16 protein-coding genes and 1 tRNA gene are annotated in these 17,924 nt (G+C 35.3%); 5 read left to right on the forward strand and 12 right to left on the reverse strand.

What is annotated here, in order from left to right; all coding sequences use genetic code 11:
• Positions 1–128: 128 nt before the first annotated feature.
• Positions 129–1,532 carry a transcription termination factor Rho gene (gene rho / locus OOK90_RS01080; protein WP_007549497.1) on the forward strand — a complete coding sequence of 468 codons (1,404 nt, stop codon included), beginning with the start codon at positions 129–131 and terminating at the stop codon, positions 1,530–1,532.
• Between the two features lie 166 nt (positions 1,533–1,698).
• On the opposite strand, the gene OOK90_RS01085 is transcribed toward rho, so the two are convergent.
• Together OOK90_RS01085 and OOK90_RS01090 are read right to left on the reverse strand one after the other, a co-directional pair.
• Positions 1,699–2,175, reverse strand: coding sequence for an RDD family protein (locus OOK90_RS01085; RefSeq protein WP_264705981.1), 477 nt, complete (start codon positions 2,173–2,175; stop codon positions 1,699–1,701).
• Between the two features lie 22 nt (positions 2,176–2,197).
• Positions 2,198–2,734 (reverse strand): RDD family protein, encoded by a 537-nt coding sequence (locus OOK90_RS01090; protein ID WP_006279799.1) that lies wholly within the window; start codon positions 2,732–2,734, stop codon positions 2,198–2,200.
• 145 nt (positions 2,735–2,879) lie between these two features.
• On the opposite strand from OOK90_RS01090, the gene icd reads away from it, so the two are divergent.
• The 3 genes from icd to nth all read left to right on the forward strand — a co-directional run bounded on the left by icd (position 2,880) and on the right by nth (position 6,296).
• Positions 2,880–4,298 (forward strand): isocitrate dehydrogenase, encoded by a 1,419-nt coding sequence (gene icd / locus OOK90_RS01095; RefSeq protein ID WP_010082497.1) that lies wholly within the window; start codon positions 2,880–2,882, stop codon positions 4,296–4,298.
• Positions 4,299–4,380: 82 nt separating this feature from the next.
• Positions 4,381–5,649 carry a J domain-containing protein gene (locus tag OOK90_RS01100; RefSeq protein ID WP_264705982.1) on the forward strand — a complete coding sequence of 423 codons (1,269 nt, stop codon included), beginning with the start codon at positions 4,381–4,383 and terminating at the stop codon, positions 5,647–5,649.
• A gap of 8 nt (positions 5,650–5,657) precedes the next feature.
• Complete coding sequence (gene nth / locus OOK90_RS01105) at positions 5,658–6,296, forward strand: endonuclease III (RefSeq protein ID WP_209472633.1); 639 nt, start codon at positions 5,658–5,660, stop codon at positions 6,294–6,296.
• Positions 6,297–6,413: 117 nt separating this feature from the next.
• Here nth and dapE read toward each other — a convergent pair whose 3' ends face one another.
• Entirely contained in the window at positions 6,414–7,610 is a 1,197-nt protein-coding gene (gene dapE / locus OOK90_RS01110) for a succinyl-diaminopimelate desuccinylase (protein WP_010082500.1), read from the reverse strand.
• 42 nt (positions 7,611–7,652) lie between these two features.
• On the opposite strand from dapE, the gene OOK90_RS01115 reads away from it, so the two are divergent.
• Complete coding sequence (locus OOK90_RS01115; RefSeq protein ID WP_264705983.1) at positions 7,653–8,909, forward strand: iron-containing alcohol dehydrogenase; 1,257 nt, start codon at positions 7,653–7,655, stop codon at positions 8,907–8,909.
• 170 nt (positions 8,910–9,079) lie between these two features.
• On the opposite strand, the gene OOK90_RS01120 is transcribed toward OOK90_RS01115, so the two are convergent.
• From OOK90_RS01120 to gltX, 9 genes are all read right to left on the reverse strand, one after another.
• Positions 9,080–9,152, reverse strand: a tRNA-Met gene (locus OOK90_RS01120).
• On the reverse strand, positions 9,152–10,444 hold the full coding sequence (gene purB / locus OOK90_RS01125; RefSeq protein ID WP_010962833.1) for an adenylosuccinate lyase: 1,293 nt from the start codon (positions 10,442–10,444) through the stop codon (positions 9,152–9,154). The genes OOK90_RS01120 and purB overlap by 1 nt, the downstream gene beginning before the upstream one ends.
• Positions 10,441–10,638, reverse strand: a complete 198-nt coding sequence (locus OOK90_RS01130; RefSeq protein ID WP_236717745.1) for a hypothetical protein — start codon at positions 10,636–10,638, stop codon at positions 10,441–10,443. The genes purB and OOK90_RS01130 overlap by 4 nt, the downstream gene beginning before the upstream one ends.
• A gap of 32 nt (positions 10,639–10,670) precedes the next feature.
• The gene (locus OOK90_RS01135; protein WP_264329665.1) at positions 10,671–10,868 is read right to left on the reverse strand and encodes a hypothetical protein; all 198 of its coding nucleotides are present in this window, start codon (positions 10,866–10,868) and stop codon (positions 10,671–10,673) included.
• A gap of 42 nt (positions 10,869–10,910) precedes the next feature.
• Entirely contained in the window at positions 10,911–11,465 is a 555-nt protein-coding gene (gene rplI, locus OOK90_RS01140) for a 50S ribosomal protein L9 (RefSeq protein ID WP_006279792.1), read from the reverse strand.
• Positions 11,466–11,472: 7 nt separating this feature from the next.
• Positions 11,473–11,748, reverse strand: a complete 276-nt coding sequence (rpsR, locus tag OOK90_RS01145; RefSeq protein ID WP_007548890.1) for a 30S ribosomal protein S18 — start codon at positions 11,746–11,748, stop codon at positions 11,473–11,475.
• Positions 11,748–12,521 carry a 30S ribosomal protein S6 gene (locus OOK90_RS01150; protein ID WP_010082465.1) on the reverse strand — a complete coding sequence of 258 codons (774 nt, stop codon included), beginning with the start codon at positions 12,519–12,521 and terminating at the stop codon, positions 11,748–11,750. Before OOK90_RS01150 ends, rpsR begins: the two co-directional genes overlap by 1 nt.
• Positions 12,522–12,569: 48 nt before the next feature.
• Positions 12,570–15,899: a DNA polymerase III subunit alpha gene (gene dnaE / locus OOK90_RS01155; protein ID WP_264706161.1), complete on the reverse strand. Its 3,330-nt coding sequence runs from the start codon at positions 15,897–15,899 to the stop codon at positions 12,570–12,572.
• 684 nt (positions 15,900–16,583) lie between these two features.
• Positions 16,584–17,906, reverse strand: a complete 1,323-nt coding sequence (gltX, locus tag OOK90_RS01160; protein WP_264705984.1) for a glutamate--tRNA ligase — start codon at positions 17,904–17,906, stop codon at positions 16,584–16,586.
• Between the last annotated feature and the right edge of the window lie 18 nt (positions 17,907–17,924).

Here is a 17,924-nt window from a genome sequence, read left to right on the forward strand (position 1 = left end):
TAATGTAAGTAAAGTACGGGGTTTAATGATAATTAAGCTTAATACGCACTGAAACTAACTCAGCCTAATTTATTATCTTATAGTCACATTTTAGGTTAGTAAGCATCAATTAAAATTTTTGGAGGATTATGACAACAATCAATGAAGATGTTTTGGCAAAAGGAAAGGTTACAGCTCAACCTGAAAAAAGTGAGCAAATTTACAATAACGATACAGTAAAACAGATGGTCAATGAAGGTACTGAGAAAAACAGAAAAACATTAGATCTGAGCGAATTAAAAGAGAAAACAGCAGAAGAATTGTTAGAGTTAGCTGAAGAAAGAAAAATTTCAACTAACGGTAAAAGCAATGGTAGAATGCTAAAGCAGGAAATAATATTCAGCTTAATGAAAAAAATGAGTGAAGAAGGAGGCATAACCACAGGGAGTGGAATAGTGGAAATATTGCCTGATGGTTTTGGTTTCTTACGTTCAGCAAGTGCAAATTATGCCCCAAGTACCGATGATGTTTATATTTCTAACGGGCAAATAAAGAAGTTTAATTTACGTACAGGAGATATGGCATATGGAGAAATAAGGCCACCTGGTGATAAAGAGAGATATTTTACTTTAACTAAGGTTCAAAGTATAAACTCTACTGAAGTAAGTGAATTAAGAAAGTACGTCCATTTTGATAATTTGCTTCCTCTTTATCCTGAGGAAAGCATAGTACTTGAGTGTAATAATGGTGATGATAAAAAAGGCTTAAGCATGCGTGCTATAGATATAGTAGCTCCTCTTGGAAAAGGGCAAAGAGCGTTAGTAGTTGCTCCACCTCGCACAGGAAAAACTGTATTGCTTCAGCAAATGGCTAACTCTATAGCTATAAATCACCCTGAAGTAGAATTAATAGTGTTACTTATAGATGAAAGACCTGAAGAAGTAACAGATATGATACGTTCTGTAAAAGGTGAGGTAGTAAGTTCTACATTCGATGAGCCTGCTTACCGTCACGTACAGCTTGCTGAAATAGTAATAGAAAAAGCTAAAAGAATGGTTGAGCATAAAAAAGATGTGGTAATTCTACTTGACAATATTACTAGACTTGCACGTGCTTATAATGCGGTTATTCCTTCGTCTGGGAAAGTTCTAACTGGTGGTGTAGATTCAAACGCACTGCAGAGACCAAAACGCTTTTTTGGAGCAGCTCGTAATATTGAGAATGGGGGTTCTTTAACTATAATCGCCACAGCTCTTATAGAGACTGGTTCAAAAATGGATGAAGTTATTTTTGAAGAGTTTAAAGGTACAGGAAATGCTGAGATCATACTTGATAGAAAACTTTCTGATAAACGTATATTTCCAGCTATTGATATTACAAAATCCGGAACAAGGAAGGAAGAGCTATTAGTTGATAAGGCTATACTAAATAAAATATGGGTGGTGCGTAGGATACTCAATCCTATGGGACCCGTTGAAGCAATGGAATTTTTACGTGACAAACTACTTTTAACAAAGAGCAATGCTGACTTTTTTAACTCCATGAATCACTAAAAGTAAGCCAGTTATGATGGATATGCTGAGCAAAAAGTAAAACGCTCTTATAGCTAAAATAATTTGGATTTACCAAAATATATTTATAGTTAAGTTGGCAATTTACCTTAAGTTAGCGCGTGACACTGGAATGACACCCTTGGTGGCAGACAGCTAAAGGAAAATATCAACTAGGTTTATAATTTATCACTACCGTGTTTGCAATTTTGTCGTGAAAAGCTTGTTTATGTTCATCACCTACTGCACATACTAAAACTAAGATTAGTATAGCTAAGAATAAAATGGGATTACAAAGTGATATGCAATAAATTATAAAAAGAGCTATAGTCCTTTTCATTGCTTGCATTGTAGTGATTGACTCAAATGTATCTTTGTTTTTACACCGCATGCTAAATAACAAGTGTCCTGGAGTGCCGCCAAATTTTACTAGCATGAATATATGAAATATACATGGTATCATTAAAAATAAAGAAAATACAATCGTGGTGATTACAATTATTGCACCCATGATCCCTTGTATTGCGTGTGTAAGTGAGAAATCCACCGCCATTAAACCAAATGGTATTGCGATAAATAAAATACAATCAACTATAAATGCTAGAGTACGTCTTGTCATCGTTGAGTAGTTTACTTTTTTATCCATGTACTACCTATAAAGAAAAATATCAACTAGATTTATAGTCTATCACTACTGTTTTTGCAATTTTATCGTAAAAAGTCTGTTTGCGTTGATCAAATACTGCAAACAAAAATAAAATTAGCACAATTAAAAGATATAGAAAAGTATAACCATGATAATGCAGATGAAGCAAAAAGCGAAAAATAATCCAGATGCTTCCCTTAGAAATACATCTTATTGTTGCTTGCATAAGGGTAACATTTGTAAATGTATTAGCATCTTTAATATGCATACCACACAATAGTTTTCCTGGGGTACCACCAAGTTTTGTTACCATTAATATTTTGGATATTGTTAGTACTAATGTTGCGACCACTGTAGAAACTATAAATGGTATTTCTGTTGCTAGTTGTGCAAGTTCCTGAAAAGAGTCTTTATCTTGATCTTGTAATGATACGATGAATACACCATAGATAAAACCGAAGATAAAATGAGGGGAAAATATGATGAGGTCAAGTATTTCTGCTACAATACGCCTTGTAAATCCTACATAATTTACTTTAACATTTATTTCAGTATTCATAACCCCACCTATATTTCATAATATCATCATATGATATAAAAATACGTTATTAAATAACCGTAAATATACTAACTTGGGTAATATTAGCTACTTGTGCCACTCTATTATTTAAATTAATATTAAATCATTTATAACTAGGGAAGTTATGTCAACACTAATCACAGTTGCATATGGCGACGGTATCGGACCAGAAATCATGGAAGCGGTGCTGTCGATATTGCGCGAAGCAGAAGCGGAAATCTCAATAGATATTATTGAAATAGGGGAGCGTGTTTACAGTAAAGAATGGTCTCACGGAATTTCTCCAAGTGGTTGGGAATCAATTGAAAGGACAAAAATATTATTAAAATCTCCGACAACAACTCCTCAAGGTAAAGGGCACAAAAGCTTAAACGTTGCACTCAGAAAAAATCTAGGGTTGTATGCAAATATCAGACCATGCATTTCATATCATCCTGTTATAGAAAATAAATTCGATAAGTTTGATATCGTAGTGATACGTGAAAATGAAGAGGACGTTTACACCGGAATAGAGCATAGGCTCACTGGTGACTCTTACCAATGCACTAAAATTATTACTAGATCTGGCTCAGAGAAGATATGCAGGTACGCTTTTGAATATGCAAAAAAACACAACAGAAAAAAAGTAACTTGCCTGACTAAAGATAACATCATGAAAATGACTGACGGAACTTTCCATGCCGCGTTTGATCGCATTGCAAAGGAATACCCAGATATAAAGGCAGAACATTATATAGTTGATATTGGAATGGCGCGTGTTGCAACAGAACCGGAGAATTTTGATGTTATAGTAACCGAGAACTTATATGGCGACATATTATCAGATATAGTCGCACAAACCTCTGGATCTGTGGGGCTTGCCGGAAGTAGCAACATCGGGAATGAATACGCAATGTTTGAAGCAGTGCACGGTTCTGCCCCTGATATTGCAGGAAAAAACATAGCCAATCCTTCTGGTCTTTTAAATGCTGCAGTGCATATGCTAATTTACATAGGTCAAGTGGGTACTGCAAAACTAATCTACGATGCATGGCTCAAGACTTTGGAGGATGGAATACACACTGCCGATTTATATAAGGAGAAAAGAAGTAAACAGAAAGTTGGTACAAAAGAATTTGCAGAAGCTGTTATAGACAATCTAGGAAAAAAACCGAAAACATTATCTGAGCTTATAATTGGCAGTGATCCAAATAGTAAAGTGGATAAAATACAGGATAATTATGAACAGGATTATAAGATTAAAAAACTAGTGGGTAGCGATATAACGCTTGCCTGGAGTAAGCCGGCTGACTTTGACCAAATAGTGAAGTTGTTTGAAACAAGTAATCCGCAGATTATAGCAATATATTCAAAAGGCCTTGCGATTTGGCCAGGAAGTTCAAAGTCTTCAAGTGACCAAATAACCTGCAGGTTCATTGCAAATAATGAAATTACAAATAGTGATGTGAATAACTTGCTAATCAAATTTGAGGAACATAATTTTGATGTGGTGAGAATGGATAAGTTGTATTTGTATGATGGGAAAGAGGGTTTCTTCTCTTAGTGGTTGCTTGATATTTTTATGCTTGTGTGAAACATTAAATATATTATACTAATAGTATCGTGTATTTATGTGAGGTGTAGTAATGAGTCAACATTTTAAGTTAACTGGTCAGGAGTTTTATGATAATAATGATCTGTTTAACGTACTAGAGATAAAAGCTGAACAAATTGTAGGTAAGGATTATCAAGCTCTTAGCAAGTTTCTGAAAAAACAATATAATAAATTGATACTTGTAAACCATCCTGACAAATGTGAAGACAAAAATAGATTTGATCAGATTTATAAAGCTTATCAAGAGCTAAAAAAGTACATTGAACCTTTAGAGTCAGGAAATCCTTGTGTTAAAGTCAGTGTTGGTGCTGAAAGTAATGGACGTTTAACAGCACGTGAATTTCATTATAGAAAGAAGCTGTTCGATACACTATGGATTGGTGAAGAAGCTATAGGTAAAGATTTTGATGAATTGACTTCTATATTAAAAAAGAATGATAGTGCGTTTGAAGAGGATGTGGAATACTGTTTTTCAGGAGATATTTATGGCAGTTTTTTTAGGCCGTCAGACCCTGGCGAGCTTAATAAACGCTTATCAAAACCTAGTATACGGCTATTTCTTTATATTTCTCCTCTAAAGAAAAAAAAGAACCTAGTAGATGAGGATAAAAAAGAATTAGCGTTAAGATTTATGGAACGTAAAAATCCCTTACTATTTATTCTGGCTCTTAGTGTTCTACCCTTAGGCCTGTTAACTAGAGTTACTATAGGTTGCTATTTTTCATGGTGGATCATAGCATTTAACATCGCTATTATTATAGCCTTTGGTTTATTAGTGAATTATTATATGGAAAAGTATAAAAATTCAGAAATTTCCGCTGATGAATTCACAAGTAAAATGAACTATATCGCGCTAGGCAATAAGCTTCTTATCGACTATCCTTTAGCTGCTTTTTCTGTTTATCTACTTACAACAAATTTCATTGCTAATAGATTAACTGTTGGTGGAACCATACTTGGTTCACTATTGTTATTGGCAGTATTAATTGAAATGTTAGCTTCTGTTTTCTCAAAAGGCTGTGAAATATATGCTGAAAAGCACACAAAAGATTTACTAGAAGAGGATCCAAGAGATAGGGTACAAAAGGAAACTGGCCTGTTAGGATGGTATGATCCACGAGAACTGTTAATGCCAATTGTTATGCCTCTTATTAAAAAGTGTTTTGCGGAAGTGGCAAGCGAATTTGCTGAGAGGAATTTTGATGAGGTAAAAACTGATATGTCTGATTTTAATGCTGAAGGACTATCTAAGCCTAAAGGAACTGAATTTGCACAGAACCAGTGTAGTATAAGCTTTTAGCTCTATGCATGGACTCAAAAAAAGTAGAACTGATATTTGAAAAATTCAAGCAATCAAATCCTGCACCAAAAATAGAGCTGAATTATACCAATGATTTTACGTTATTAGTTGCGATAGTTCTATCAGCGCGAACAACTGATATAAGCGTTAATAAAATTACAAAGGAGCTATTTAGTATCACTGATACGCCAGAAAAAATGCTGAGTTTTGGGCAGAGTGAGCTAAGAAAATGCATAAGCAGTATTGGTTTATATAATTCCAAAGCAAAAAACATAATCGGGCTCAGCAAAATATTGATTGAGAGGTACAATAGCAAAGTGCCTACTGATTTCGATGATTTGGTGTCTTTGCCGGGAGTGGGAAGAAAGAGCGCTAATGTGTTCTTAAATTCGGGGCTTGGCATTCCAACATTGGCAGTTGATACTCACGTTTTTAGAGTGAGCAATAGAATCGGGCTTGTGAAAGAAAAAGATGTGTTTAAAACAGAACAATCTCTTTTAAATGTGGTTCCCAAAAAATACCTGCTTTATGCTCATCATTGGCTAGTTTTGCATGGTAGATATGTTTGCAAAGCACAGAAACCTTCGTGTGAAACGTGCATAATTCATGATTTATGTGAATTTGAGTGCAAAAGGTATAAAGTCTAGTATTTCTTTTTTTGTCATCCAAGTAGCTATAGAAACGAAAAAACTTACTTGACACATTTTGCTGGAATGATACAAGTTATTATTCAAACAACAGTTATGCAAGAGATCTGATTACATCTAAGCTAACAATGGACCACTAGATATATTACTAACTACGTTGACCTGATTCAATATTTTATTAGTGGGATTGAAATAATTTTCTATAAATTCCTTATATATAGCTGTTAACTTGTGTATATCGTTTACTGATACGCATTCGTTTATCTGATGTGCAGTTTTGTTGATTATACCAAATTCAATCACTGGACAAACATCTTTGATAAACGCAGCGTCAGATGTGCCACCACTTGTGCTAAGTATAGCATCAATGTTGGTAACCTTACTTATTGCATCAAGCATAATATCAGTATTTCTATCGGGAGTAGAGAGGAAAACGTCCCTGCTGCTATGCATAGAAAGTTTATAATCGTTAGTTACACTGGAGCATATTTCATCAATCAGCTTATATAAGCCACCCGGTGTTTGTTCATTGTTATATCGAATGTTAAAACGTGTAGTTGCTGAGCCAGGTATTAGATTGCTAGTATTATTTCCAACATCGATAGTAGTAACTTCGCAATGTGAAGGCTGAAAATATTTATTACCATGATCAAAAGTAGTATTTTTTACCTTACTCAATATCGATATTACCTTATATATTGGATTGTCTGCTAGGTCTGGGTAGGCAACGTGCCCTTGTTTTCCATGGCAAATTAATTCAAATGTTACAGAACCTCTTCTGCCTATTTTTATGGTATCACCTAATTTCTCACTACTAGTTGGTTCGCCAACCACACAAAAATCTATCTTTTTCTGCTTATTTTTCATCCATTCCAAAACTGCCTTTGTTCCATATTCTTCCATGCTTTCTTCAGCACTGGTAATCAATGCACTTATTGAACCATTGAACTGAAACTTCTCTGCAATCAAATTTACCATAGCAGCAATAAATGCAGCTACTCCGCTTTTCATATCAGCGGCCCCTCTTCCATATAGCATTCCATCCCTCACTTCTGGTTTAAATGGACCAAATGCCCAATCTTTTAACTGACCCGGTGGTACAACATCAACGTGCCCAGCAAAGCACAAATTTGGTACTCCATTTATATATTTCGCATAAAGATTTTTAACTTTATCACCAAATTCTAAAATCTCACAATCAAAGCCGCTCTTCTTGAAGATTGTTGCTATATACTCTATTGCCCCGCTGTCTTCTGGTGTTATACTCTCAAAAGAGATCAATTTCCTAGTTAGCTCTACAGGGTCAATTTTCATGTCAATCTTAAAATACTTATACTGCTATATTGTAAACACTCTATGCACTATTTAAAACAAATATTACATCAAACCGAACAAACTTTTCTAAGGGAAGTAATAACAGATTACCACCTTGCTGATGATATCTATGAAATATGCACACAACACGGAAATGACATCTTTCTAGTTGCAGATGAAAATACAGCAAAACTTTTAAACAAAAACGTATTTAATAAAATTTCTCATTTAATTATTCCAACCCCACCTGCCATTCCAGTGTCACGCGCTGGGATGACATCAAGTAGAGAAATGACACCAAGCAGAGCTGCCTCTCTTGAAACCGTAAATCTAGTGAGAAACAAAGTAAAAGACAGTGACTTAATAGTTGCATTTGGTAGCGGCACCGTTAACGATATCTGCAAATATGCAAGCTACCTCGAGAAAAAAGATTATATATCCTTTCCAACAGCCGCTTCTATGAATGGATATACATCCGCAAATGCTTCAATATTAGTAAATGGATATAAAAAATCGTTCAAAGCACATCTTCCAAGAGCAATATATATAGATATAGACATACTTGCCAATGCGCCACTGCGCCTCACATTAAGCGGATTTGCAGATTTCATTTGTCGTTCAACAGTTCAGGCTGACTGGCTACTATCTCATTTGTTGCTTAGCACAGAATACAATGAATTACCTTTTACACTTGTTCACGATTTGGAGCAAATTTTGCTAAGAGAATATACGGCGCTTACTAAAAGAAGTGGAAAAGAGGTCCTATTACTTATGGAAGTTCTACTAATTTCAGGACTTGGAATGGTGATGTCAAAAGGCAGCTATTCTGCAAGCCAAGGAGAGCATATGATAGCTCACGCAATGGAAATGGTAACAAAAGATTATTCCTCACTACATGGTGAAAAAATTGCTGTCACAACGATTACTATGGCTAATTTACAGGAAAAGATATTATCAATACAAAACCCGATTATCAAACCGACCACTTTAGATGTAAAACATATAACTCAGTACTTTGATAATATCGAATTTGTAAGAACTTTTGAACAGAAGCAAATTATGCAGCAAAAAATCCAAGAGATTATTTGTAAAGAATGGCATAATATTTCCAGTTTAATTAAGCAAAATTTACTACCTGCAAAACACCTGCAAAAAATATTTGAAGATCTATCAATTCCACACTTACCAGAGCACCTCAGTTGGAATAAAGAACAATATTGTAAAGTGGTCAATCTTGCGTTTACAACAAGAGATAGATTCACCTTTCTTGACTTAGCTAACTGCATAGAAGAAAGTTAAGTTTTGTAGTGAAATTCTGTCATTTAAAGAGATCATAGGCCAAAAGCTAAACCCTTTTCACAATCTCTTATCCATTGTCTCCTCACCTGAGTGGATATACAACTCATTCCAAGTAACTGACACTGGGTTTCACCAATAGCACTGCTTTGCTAAACATAGTTTAGTTCGAGTGGCTGAGGAGGGACTTGAACCCCCGACCAAGAGATTATGATCCTCCTGCTCTACCAACTGAGCTACTCAGCCTAATTAAAAACCTTATTATACACACGATCTATATGTTTCGTATAATACTTCAAATCAAACAAAGATTCAAGTTTTTCCGAGTTAATAACCTTAAGTAAGGGTTTATCTTGTTTCAATTCGGCCAGAAAATCACTGTTGTTTTGTTTCACTTTCATTGCATTGCTCTGAACAATTTTATACGCCTCTTCCCTCGCCAAACCACTATTTACTAACTCAAGCAATACACGCTGTGAGAAAACTAAACCTTTTGAAGAATTTAAGTTCTTTTCAATGTTTTCCTTATTGATCACCAATTTATCTATCAAATCTGTTAATCGCACTAAAGCAAAATCCATTGTTATACAAGCATCAGGAGCAATGCATCTTTCCACAGACGAGTGTGATATATCACGTTCGTGCCACAATGCAACATTTTCTAACGCAGGAAAAACATAACTGCGTATTAAACGTGAGAGTCCAGTCAGATTTTCACTTAAAATAGGATTACATTTGTGTGGCATAGCAGAGCTTCCCTTCTGCCCAGTGGAAAAATGCTCAGAAATTTCGCCGATTTCAGTTCTTTGCAAATGACGAATTTCAACAGCAACATTTTCTATTGAACTTGCAATTACTCCCAAAACTGAAAAGAACATGGCATGTCTATCACGAGGAATGATTTGAGATGATATGGTTTCAGGTATGAGTCCCATTTCTTTCGCTACATATTCTTCAACAAACGGATCAACATTTGCAAAATTGCCTACTGCACCTGATATTTTACAAATTGAGATCTCTTTTTGCGCGCTAATTAATCTCTGATAATTGCGTTTAAATTCAGCATAAAATCTGGCAAATTTTATTCCAAGAGTTGTTGGTTCTGCATGCATTCCGTGACTGCGTCCAACACAAACAATATCTTTATAGTCCTCAGCTTTTTTTTTCAATGCTGCAAGTAAATTTTTTAGATTCTCGAGCAAAATATCACAGGACTCTTTCAGTTGCACCGCAAGGCATGTATCCAAAACATCAGAACTTGTCATTCCATAATGAAGATAACGAACATCAACTCCCGCTTTTTTAGCAATATATGTCAGAAAAGCTATAACATCATGTTTTACAATGGATTCAATTTCGTTGATACATTCAACATCAAATTCAATAGCACCAGAGAGGTTCTCAGCAATATTATTCGGAATCACTCCTAACTTTGCTTGAGCTTCACACGCTAATTTTTCTATTTTAAGCCATATATTAAATTTATTATTTTCCTCCCAAATGGAAGACATTTCTTTTCTGCTATAGCGGGGAATCATTTTTGATTTATTCCAATAATGGTGTCATTCCAGTGCGTGACACTGGAATCCAGATATAAAAGTATTTGCAAATTATTCAATGGACAACGGATTCTAGAAGCATAAAATAATGTCCATGATGAAATAAACTGGATCCCAGTGTCACGCACTGGGATGACATGAGGGAAGCACTGGGATGACACCAGCTTAGCCATGGCAGAAATTTCTTTACGGCTATAGCGTGGGATCATTTTTGATTTACTCCAATAATGGTGTCATTCCAGTGCGTGACACTGGAATCCAGGTATAAAAGTATTTGCAAATTATTCAATGGACAACGGATTCTAGAAGCATAAAATAATGTCCATGATGAAATAAACTGGATCCCAGTGTCACGCACTGGGATGACATGAGGGAAGCACTGGGATGACACCAGCTTAGCCATGGCAGACATTTCTTTACGACTATAACAAGGGATCATCTTTGATCAGCTATCATCACCATCAGTAGCTTCTTTATTCGCATCTTGCTCTGCCTCTTGTTGCTCAGACTTCTGATTTTGCAATTTTACTTGCCTTAGCTCATTTGCATCTGTTTCGGATTTCACGACGTATATAGTAATTGGTACTACTACTTCACTATGTAATTCTACGTTTACTTGGTATTCACCCAAGTTTTTGATGCTTACTCCACCAAAAGATAAACTACGGTGATCTATCACATGTCCTTCTTGTAGTAAAATTTTCGCAATTTCACGTGTTGTTACAGAACCAAAAATTTTACCATCCTCTGAAGCTTGCTTTATTAATACCACAAACTTATCATGTAGTGACAACGCAAGCTCTTTTGCTACATTTAATCTTTTTATATTCTCTTCTTCCAGTAATAAACGTTGCTCCTCTAGCTTTGTTAAATTTTCCTTGGTAGCTTTCACCGCTTTTCTTTGTGGAAAAAGAAAATTACGTGCATAACCTGGTTTAACTTTGACAACTTCACCAAGCTTACCTAAAGTCCTTATATTTTCCTTTAAAATTATCAACATAAATTACCTAAACTTTTTTAGTACAGTAAGGAATAAGAGCTAAAAAACGTGCCCTTATGATCGCTAAGCGTAACTTCCTTTGTTTTTTTGCACATACGCCTGTTAATCTTCTAGGTAATATCCTACCATAGTCAGAGGTAAACTTGGATAATAAATCTATATTCTTATAATCTATGTCTTCATCTTTAGACGCAGCAAGAGGGCAAACTTTAGAACGCCTAAAGCCAGTCCTATTATTTACAGATACGTAAGAATTATTAAAACTATTTCGTCTTTTCATCATTATGCGCTTTGCTCCTCAATTTGTTTATTCATCATATGAGATTTACCTTCAAAAATTTTATCAACCTGCACAGGAAAGTGGCGAATAACGTTCTCATTAAGTTTCATTCTACGCATAAATTCATCCAGAATGCTTGCAGTAGAACTTATGCACATTATACAATAATGACCACTCTTCATTTTATTTTTGTGATATGCAAAATCCAAAAGACCCCAATGTTCATACTTGATTAATCCTGATGCTTCAATGTTTTTCAAAAGCATTTCCAACGCTTTGCTCGATTGAGTTGGACCGTTTATTCTAAAATCTTTCAAAATATCTTGAAAAATCTTTATTAGATGTTCTGAAATATTTCTCTTCAAAGCATTTACTGCGTTATGGATAAACGCACTTTTAGTACTGCCTCCTAGAAATTTTGTAAAATCTTGCGTTATTCCTAAATCTTTTAGGTCATCTTTCAACTCTTTATCGATTTTTGACTTCACTTCTTTCAAATTTGAAAGATCTTCTTCTAATTCAACCCATAAAATTTTTGTAAGATCTTCCAAGAAATCAGAGTAAGCAACTAGACTTTCTTTAATGTCCTCAGCACGCACTTCTAACTCTTGTTTTGTAAGCTTGTCATTTCCTTTTTTCAGAATATCCCTGATTTGCTGGAACATAATATCTGCTTTAATATTTTTCAATGAAACAGCTAGCTCTTGGACCATCTCCTCTACTTCTTGCTGTAACAATCCTTGTTGTGCTATAAAAGTAAATTCATAAAGATTCACTATATCTTCCTTTAATACCGATTAAATATTTCATTATATAAAGCTTTTTTATATAAGCAAGTTATTTGTATTAATTTCTACGCCTTTAATCCAGCTTAAATTAGATATTTCATAAATTACTTGAGGAGCAATTGAGTATGCACCTGGTAATAAGATGCTCACTTTATGTTTTTCGAGAAGAAGTTTTAGCATTATTTTGGTTCTGCCTTCATCTTTCAATATTGTGTTTAATTCCATAGCGGCTTTTTGCGAATCCGTGCACTCAGTGGTGAGAACTAATTCTTTTATTGTAGAAGTGACTCTTTTTGTAAACTCAGATATATCCTTGCCTGCTAATCTTGTTGTATTTTCCGAAGCTTCAAGATCAATTATCACAAATGTTCCTGGTGAAAATAAATCTCTTTTTTCTTCTATTATTTCATTATTATAGAATGCTATTTCAGAAACGTTATGGGGATCAGAAAGTGTGAGGATAACAAACCTTCCACGCTCTGAAGTTCTCATACGTGCATTTAATATTACCCCAGCAGTTTTTGCTGTTCTATTTTCTCCGATAAACCCAATATTTAACTTTTCCAGAAGAGTTCTAAATTTTTCAAGCGGATGATTAGTTAAATAAAATCCTAGTGAAAATAACTCATGTTCTAATTTTTCCTCTTCATCAAAATCTTCCACATTCTCAAGTTTCGGTTTGAGGACATCAAGACTACCAAACAAAGCAGCTTGACTTGATTCTCTATCCTGTTTGTTTTTATTTGCAAAGTAAATCAGCGTGTCCATTGACTCATATAGCTGCTTTCTGTTCTTATGCACGCTATCGAATGCTCCGGATTTAATCAGGCTTTCTAGCGCTCTCTTATTTATTATATGACCTGAATTTTGAATGAATTCCCATATGTCCTTACAAGCGCTTGAACGTACGTTCACTATTCCTTCCGCTATAGAAAAACCAACATTCCTCAAGGCAGCAATACCATAACGTATGCGTTCATCCTCTATTGAGAATTCAGCTTGAGACTTGTTTATATCAGGTGAAAGAACGGTAACGCCACTAAACTTTGCTGCATGATAAAATAAATTCAGTTTATCTCTATCATCAATATTCAGATTCATTAGTGCTGTAAAAAATTCTAATGGATAATTAGCTTTAAGGTAAGCCGTTTGATAAGATATCACCGCATATGCTGCAGCATGAGATTTATTGAACCCATAACCAGCAAATTTTGCAACAAGGTCAAAGATATAACTTGCCCTGTCGTAATCAACGCCATTCTTCGTTGCCCCTTGGATGAAAAGTTCACGTTGTTTATCCATCTCTTCCTTGATTTTCTTACCCATAGCACGTCTCAGCAAATCTGCTTCCGCTAAGCTATACCCGGAAAGAATACGGGCTATTTCCATCACTTGTTCTTGGTAAATTATTACCCCAAATGTCTCTTTTAATACTTCCTCAAGTAACGGATGAATATAATCTGGCTTTTCAAGTCCATGTTTTCTTGCAACATAAGTTGGAATGTTATCCATAGGTCCTGGACGATAAAGGGAAATTAAAGCGATAATATCTTCAATGCAGTCCGGTTTTAGTTTAATTAAAGCTTCTCTCATTCCCGAACTTTCAAGCTGAAACACTCCAATTGAATCACCGCTTGAGAGTATCTCATAGGTTTTTTGATCATTCAAAGAAACTGAAGAAATATCAATCTTTTTTCCATCACGATTAATTAAACGACATACATGATCTATTAGCGTTAGCGTACCAAGTCCAAGAAAATCAAATTTTATTAGCCCAGCTTTCTCCACATATTTCATGCTGTATTGAGTGATTGGCAAAGCTGAATTTGGATCATAATACACAGGAACAAAATTTTCCAACTTTTGATCACATATTACAATTCCAGCAGCATGGGTTGAAACGTGACGATATATTCCTTCAAGCTTAAGAGATATATCAAGAAGCTTTGCAATTACCTCATCACTATCTCGTTCTTTCTGCAGGTTTTGATCAAACTCTATCGCTTGTGATAAAGTTACAGGATTTACTGGATTAAATGGAACCATTTTAGATATTTTATCCACTTGAGAGTAAGGCATTTGCAATACTCTACCAACATCACGCAATACTGCCCTTGCTTGCAATTTTCCAAAAGTGATTATTTGAGCAACATAACCGTACTTTTTCTGAACATAATCAATAACCAGGTCCCTTTTCTCTTGGCAGAAATCGATATCAAAGTCAGGCATCGATACACGATCAGGATTCAAAAATCTTTCAAATATTAGGCCAAACTTTATTGGATCAAGGTCTGTAATCTGCAAGCCCCAAGCAACAATTGATCCAGCACCAGAGCCTCTTCCTGGACCAACTGGAATGCCATTTGCTTTGCTCCAACGAATGAAATCAGAAACTATCAAAAAGTAGCCAGCGTAGTTCATCGAAGTTATCACACTCAGTTCGTAATTCAGCCGATCGTAGTATTGTTTAAGGTCTATGTCTGTCTCATTCGCAATACGGAATTCTAATCCTGCAACTGCCTGCTCCCTCAGTTCTTCATTCTCAGTTTTATTTTCTCGACAAGGAAATTTAGGCAAAATAGGCTGCCTGCTTCTTGGCATGTAAGAGCACCGCTTAGCTATCACTAAAGTGTTATGAATTGCTTCGGGAATGTCGCTGAACAGCTCCTCCATTTCTGCCACAGACTTGAAGTAATGCTCGGTAGTTAACTTCTTTCTGTTATTCTCCAGGGCATAACTCCCCTCCGATATACACGTTAATATATCATAAGCCTCATAGTCAGACCTATTTGGAAAAAACACATCGTTCGTTGCAACTAGTGGTATATTGCGCTGATAAGCAAAGTCTATCAAAGCTTCTTCAAGCTCTAGCTCTTTATTCAACCCATGACGCTGCAATTCAACATATAAATGACCATTGAATGCTGAAAGCAGTTTTTCAACCGTTTCTTTATCTTGCCTCAACAATAGTTGAGCCAAACATCCACCGGTTAAAGCGATCAGACCCGTACTTAAATTCAATAGCTCATCAAAATCAACGTAAGGAATATCGCTGTTATTCTTGCGCTTTCTAAAAGACTCACTCACCAAAGTGACTAAATTAGTGTACCCTTGCTCATTTTTTGCAAGCAATAATATAGGTAAATTTTGTTCTGAATGTTTAACTATAATATTGCATCCTATTATTAGCTGTATTCCCCTACTTGCCGCATATTCTGCAAATTCAAGTGAGCCAAACAAGTTACCTGAATCAGTAATTGCAACCGCTGGCATTTTATTTCGCAAACAAAGGCCGATCAGCTTCTCAATTTTAACCGAGCTTTCAAGCAGCGAATAAACACTATGAACACGCAAGTGTATGAACATAAAAAACTTTAGATCAACAAAAAAGGATAACATTAATTTACTCATGAGAACATAATTTTCATAAGAACAAAAGCCTATAAAATTCTAAAATTAAAATACAAAAACTTACTTGACAAACTCCGCCAGCTCCCTTATCATGATAGTGAAGCTATTGTATTTGCTTTCGCCAATCTGCAGATTAAAAGGTAAGGATTACTTAATGTATCGGCGTCTTATGTTCAATTTTTTGCAGTGTATAGATACTGTATGTCTTTACAAAACTTCATCTACATCTAGATTTTTATCTAAATAAGCTGAACGCGCTTATAAAGCGTTACAAGACATCAAAAAATGCCAATACTCGACAGAGATAGTAAAAGACTAGCTAACTCGGGGATTCTTTGTCTTTTTTTCTGCTTAGTAAATTTCTTAAACATTTGCAGCGTAAGTTAGTTGCAATTAAAAGCGGCTGAATCTCGCTTGTCAAGCGTTTAAAACATAAAAAACGCCAATATTTTAAAGCGGATAATAACCACGGGGCTTCTTTTGCCTTTTTTTTCATTTGGTAAATTTCTTAATGTTTATGGCTAAACGACAACCGTCATCCCGCTACTTGTTAGCGGGATCTCTTGTTAGCGGCTAAGGGATACCGCGAATGAATCGCGGTATGACGTAGGGATTGCATTAGCTATAATTCTTTAGTTTTCACTTTTCTTTTAACCTTGCAATGATATTTTCTTTGCCGATAAAAATTAATAGTTTAGCGAGCTCTGGTCCTGTTTCTGTTCCTGTTAAAGCTGAACGCAACTGCGTAAATAGGTTTTTTGCCTTTATATCCACTGTTTGTCGAATAGTTTTGACCCATTCTGACAACGTGTTTTCATTACAATCACCTTGGGGCAATGCATTGAACGCAATTTTTATAAGCTCCTTATCAAGAATCACAGGCTCTATATCGGATTTGCATATTTTCCACCACTTGGCCACCTCAGAAAACCTTTCTATATTGTTCTTTATAAAATACCAAAACTCTGAGGAGTCCACTCCAATTTGATTTAAACGTTCTTGTATAATTTCAAATGGCATTTGTTGCAGCACTTTGCTATTTAGCTTGTATGCTTCACTCAAGCTAAATTGCGTACATGCTGAGCTAAATTTTTTAATGTCAAATGAATCAATCAAAGATTGCATACAGGCGCAAGCTTCAATTGGATTGGATGTTCCAAGCTTCACTAAATAACTAACTAGTGCCATCGGTTCAATTTCATCTTCTTTTATAGATTTAATGTCCAGCACGCCGGTTCGCTTGGATATCTTGCTATCATCAAAATGTAGCAGAGAAAGGTGAGCAAATGTAGGGATTTTCGCTTTTAATGCTTTAATCATTTGGAGCTGAACTGCGGTATTAGTTACATGATCTTCCCCGCGTACAACATGGGTTACATTAAAGTCAACATCATCAATAACAGAAGGTAACATGTATGTGTAAATTCCATCTTCTCTTTTTACCACAGGGTCACTTATGCTACTGGTTGCAATATTTATTTCACCTTTAACTTCATCATTCCATTTAACAACCTCATTTCTATTCAACTTAAATCTAAAATGTGGTCTTCTTCCTTCTTGCTCATAACTAATTTTCTCTTGCTCAGTTAGAAGTAACGCGCTTCTGTCATATACAGGGGGAAGTCCTTGTTTTAACTGCAATTTTCGTTTAATGTCTAACTCTTCTCTTGTTTCATAGCATGCATAAATATGCCCTTCTTTTATTAACTGCAAAAACACCTCATTGTAACGCTCAAAGCGCTCTGATTGCTTGAAACTTTCATCCCAATTGATACCAATCCATTTCAAATCTTGTATGATATCATTTATATATTTGACATCTGAACGCTGAAGGTCAGTATCATCAAAACGGAGTAAAAATTTTCCATTTTGATTGCGTGTGTACATCCAACAAACCAAGGCAGTTCGTACGTTTCCTGCGTGGAGGTAGCCAGTTGGGCTTGGAGCGAATCTTGTTAGCATTTAAACAGCAATATTGTT

The organism is Wolbachia endosymbiont (group A) of Ancistrocerus nigricornis (assembly GCF_947250785.1).
Classification (GTDB): Bacteria; Pseudomonadota; Alphaproteobacteria; order Rickettsiales; family Anaplasmataceae; genus Wolbachia; species Wolbachia pipientis.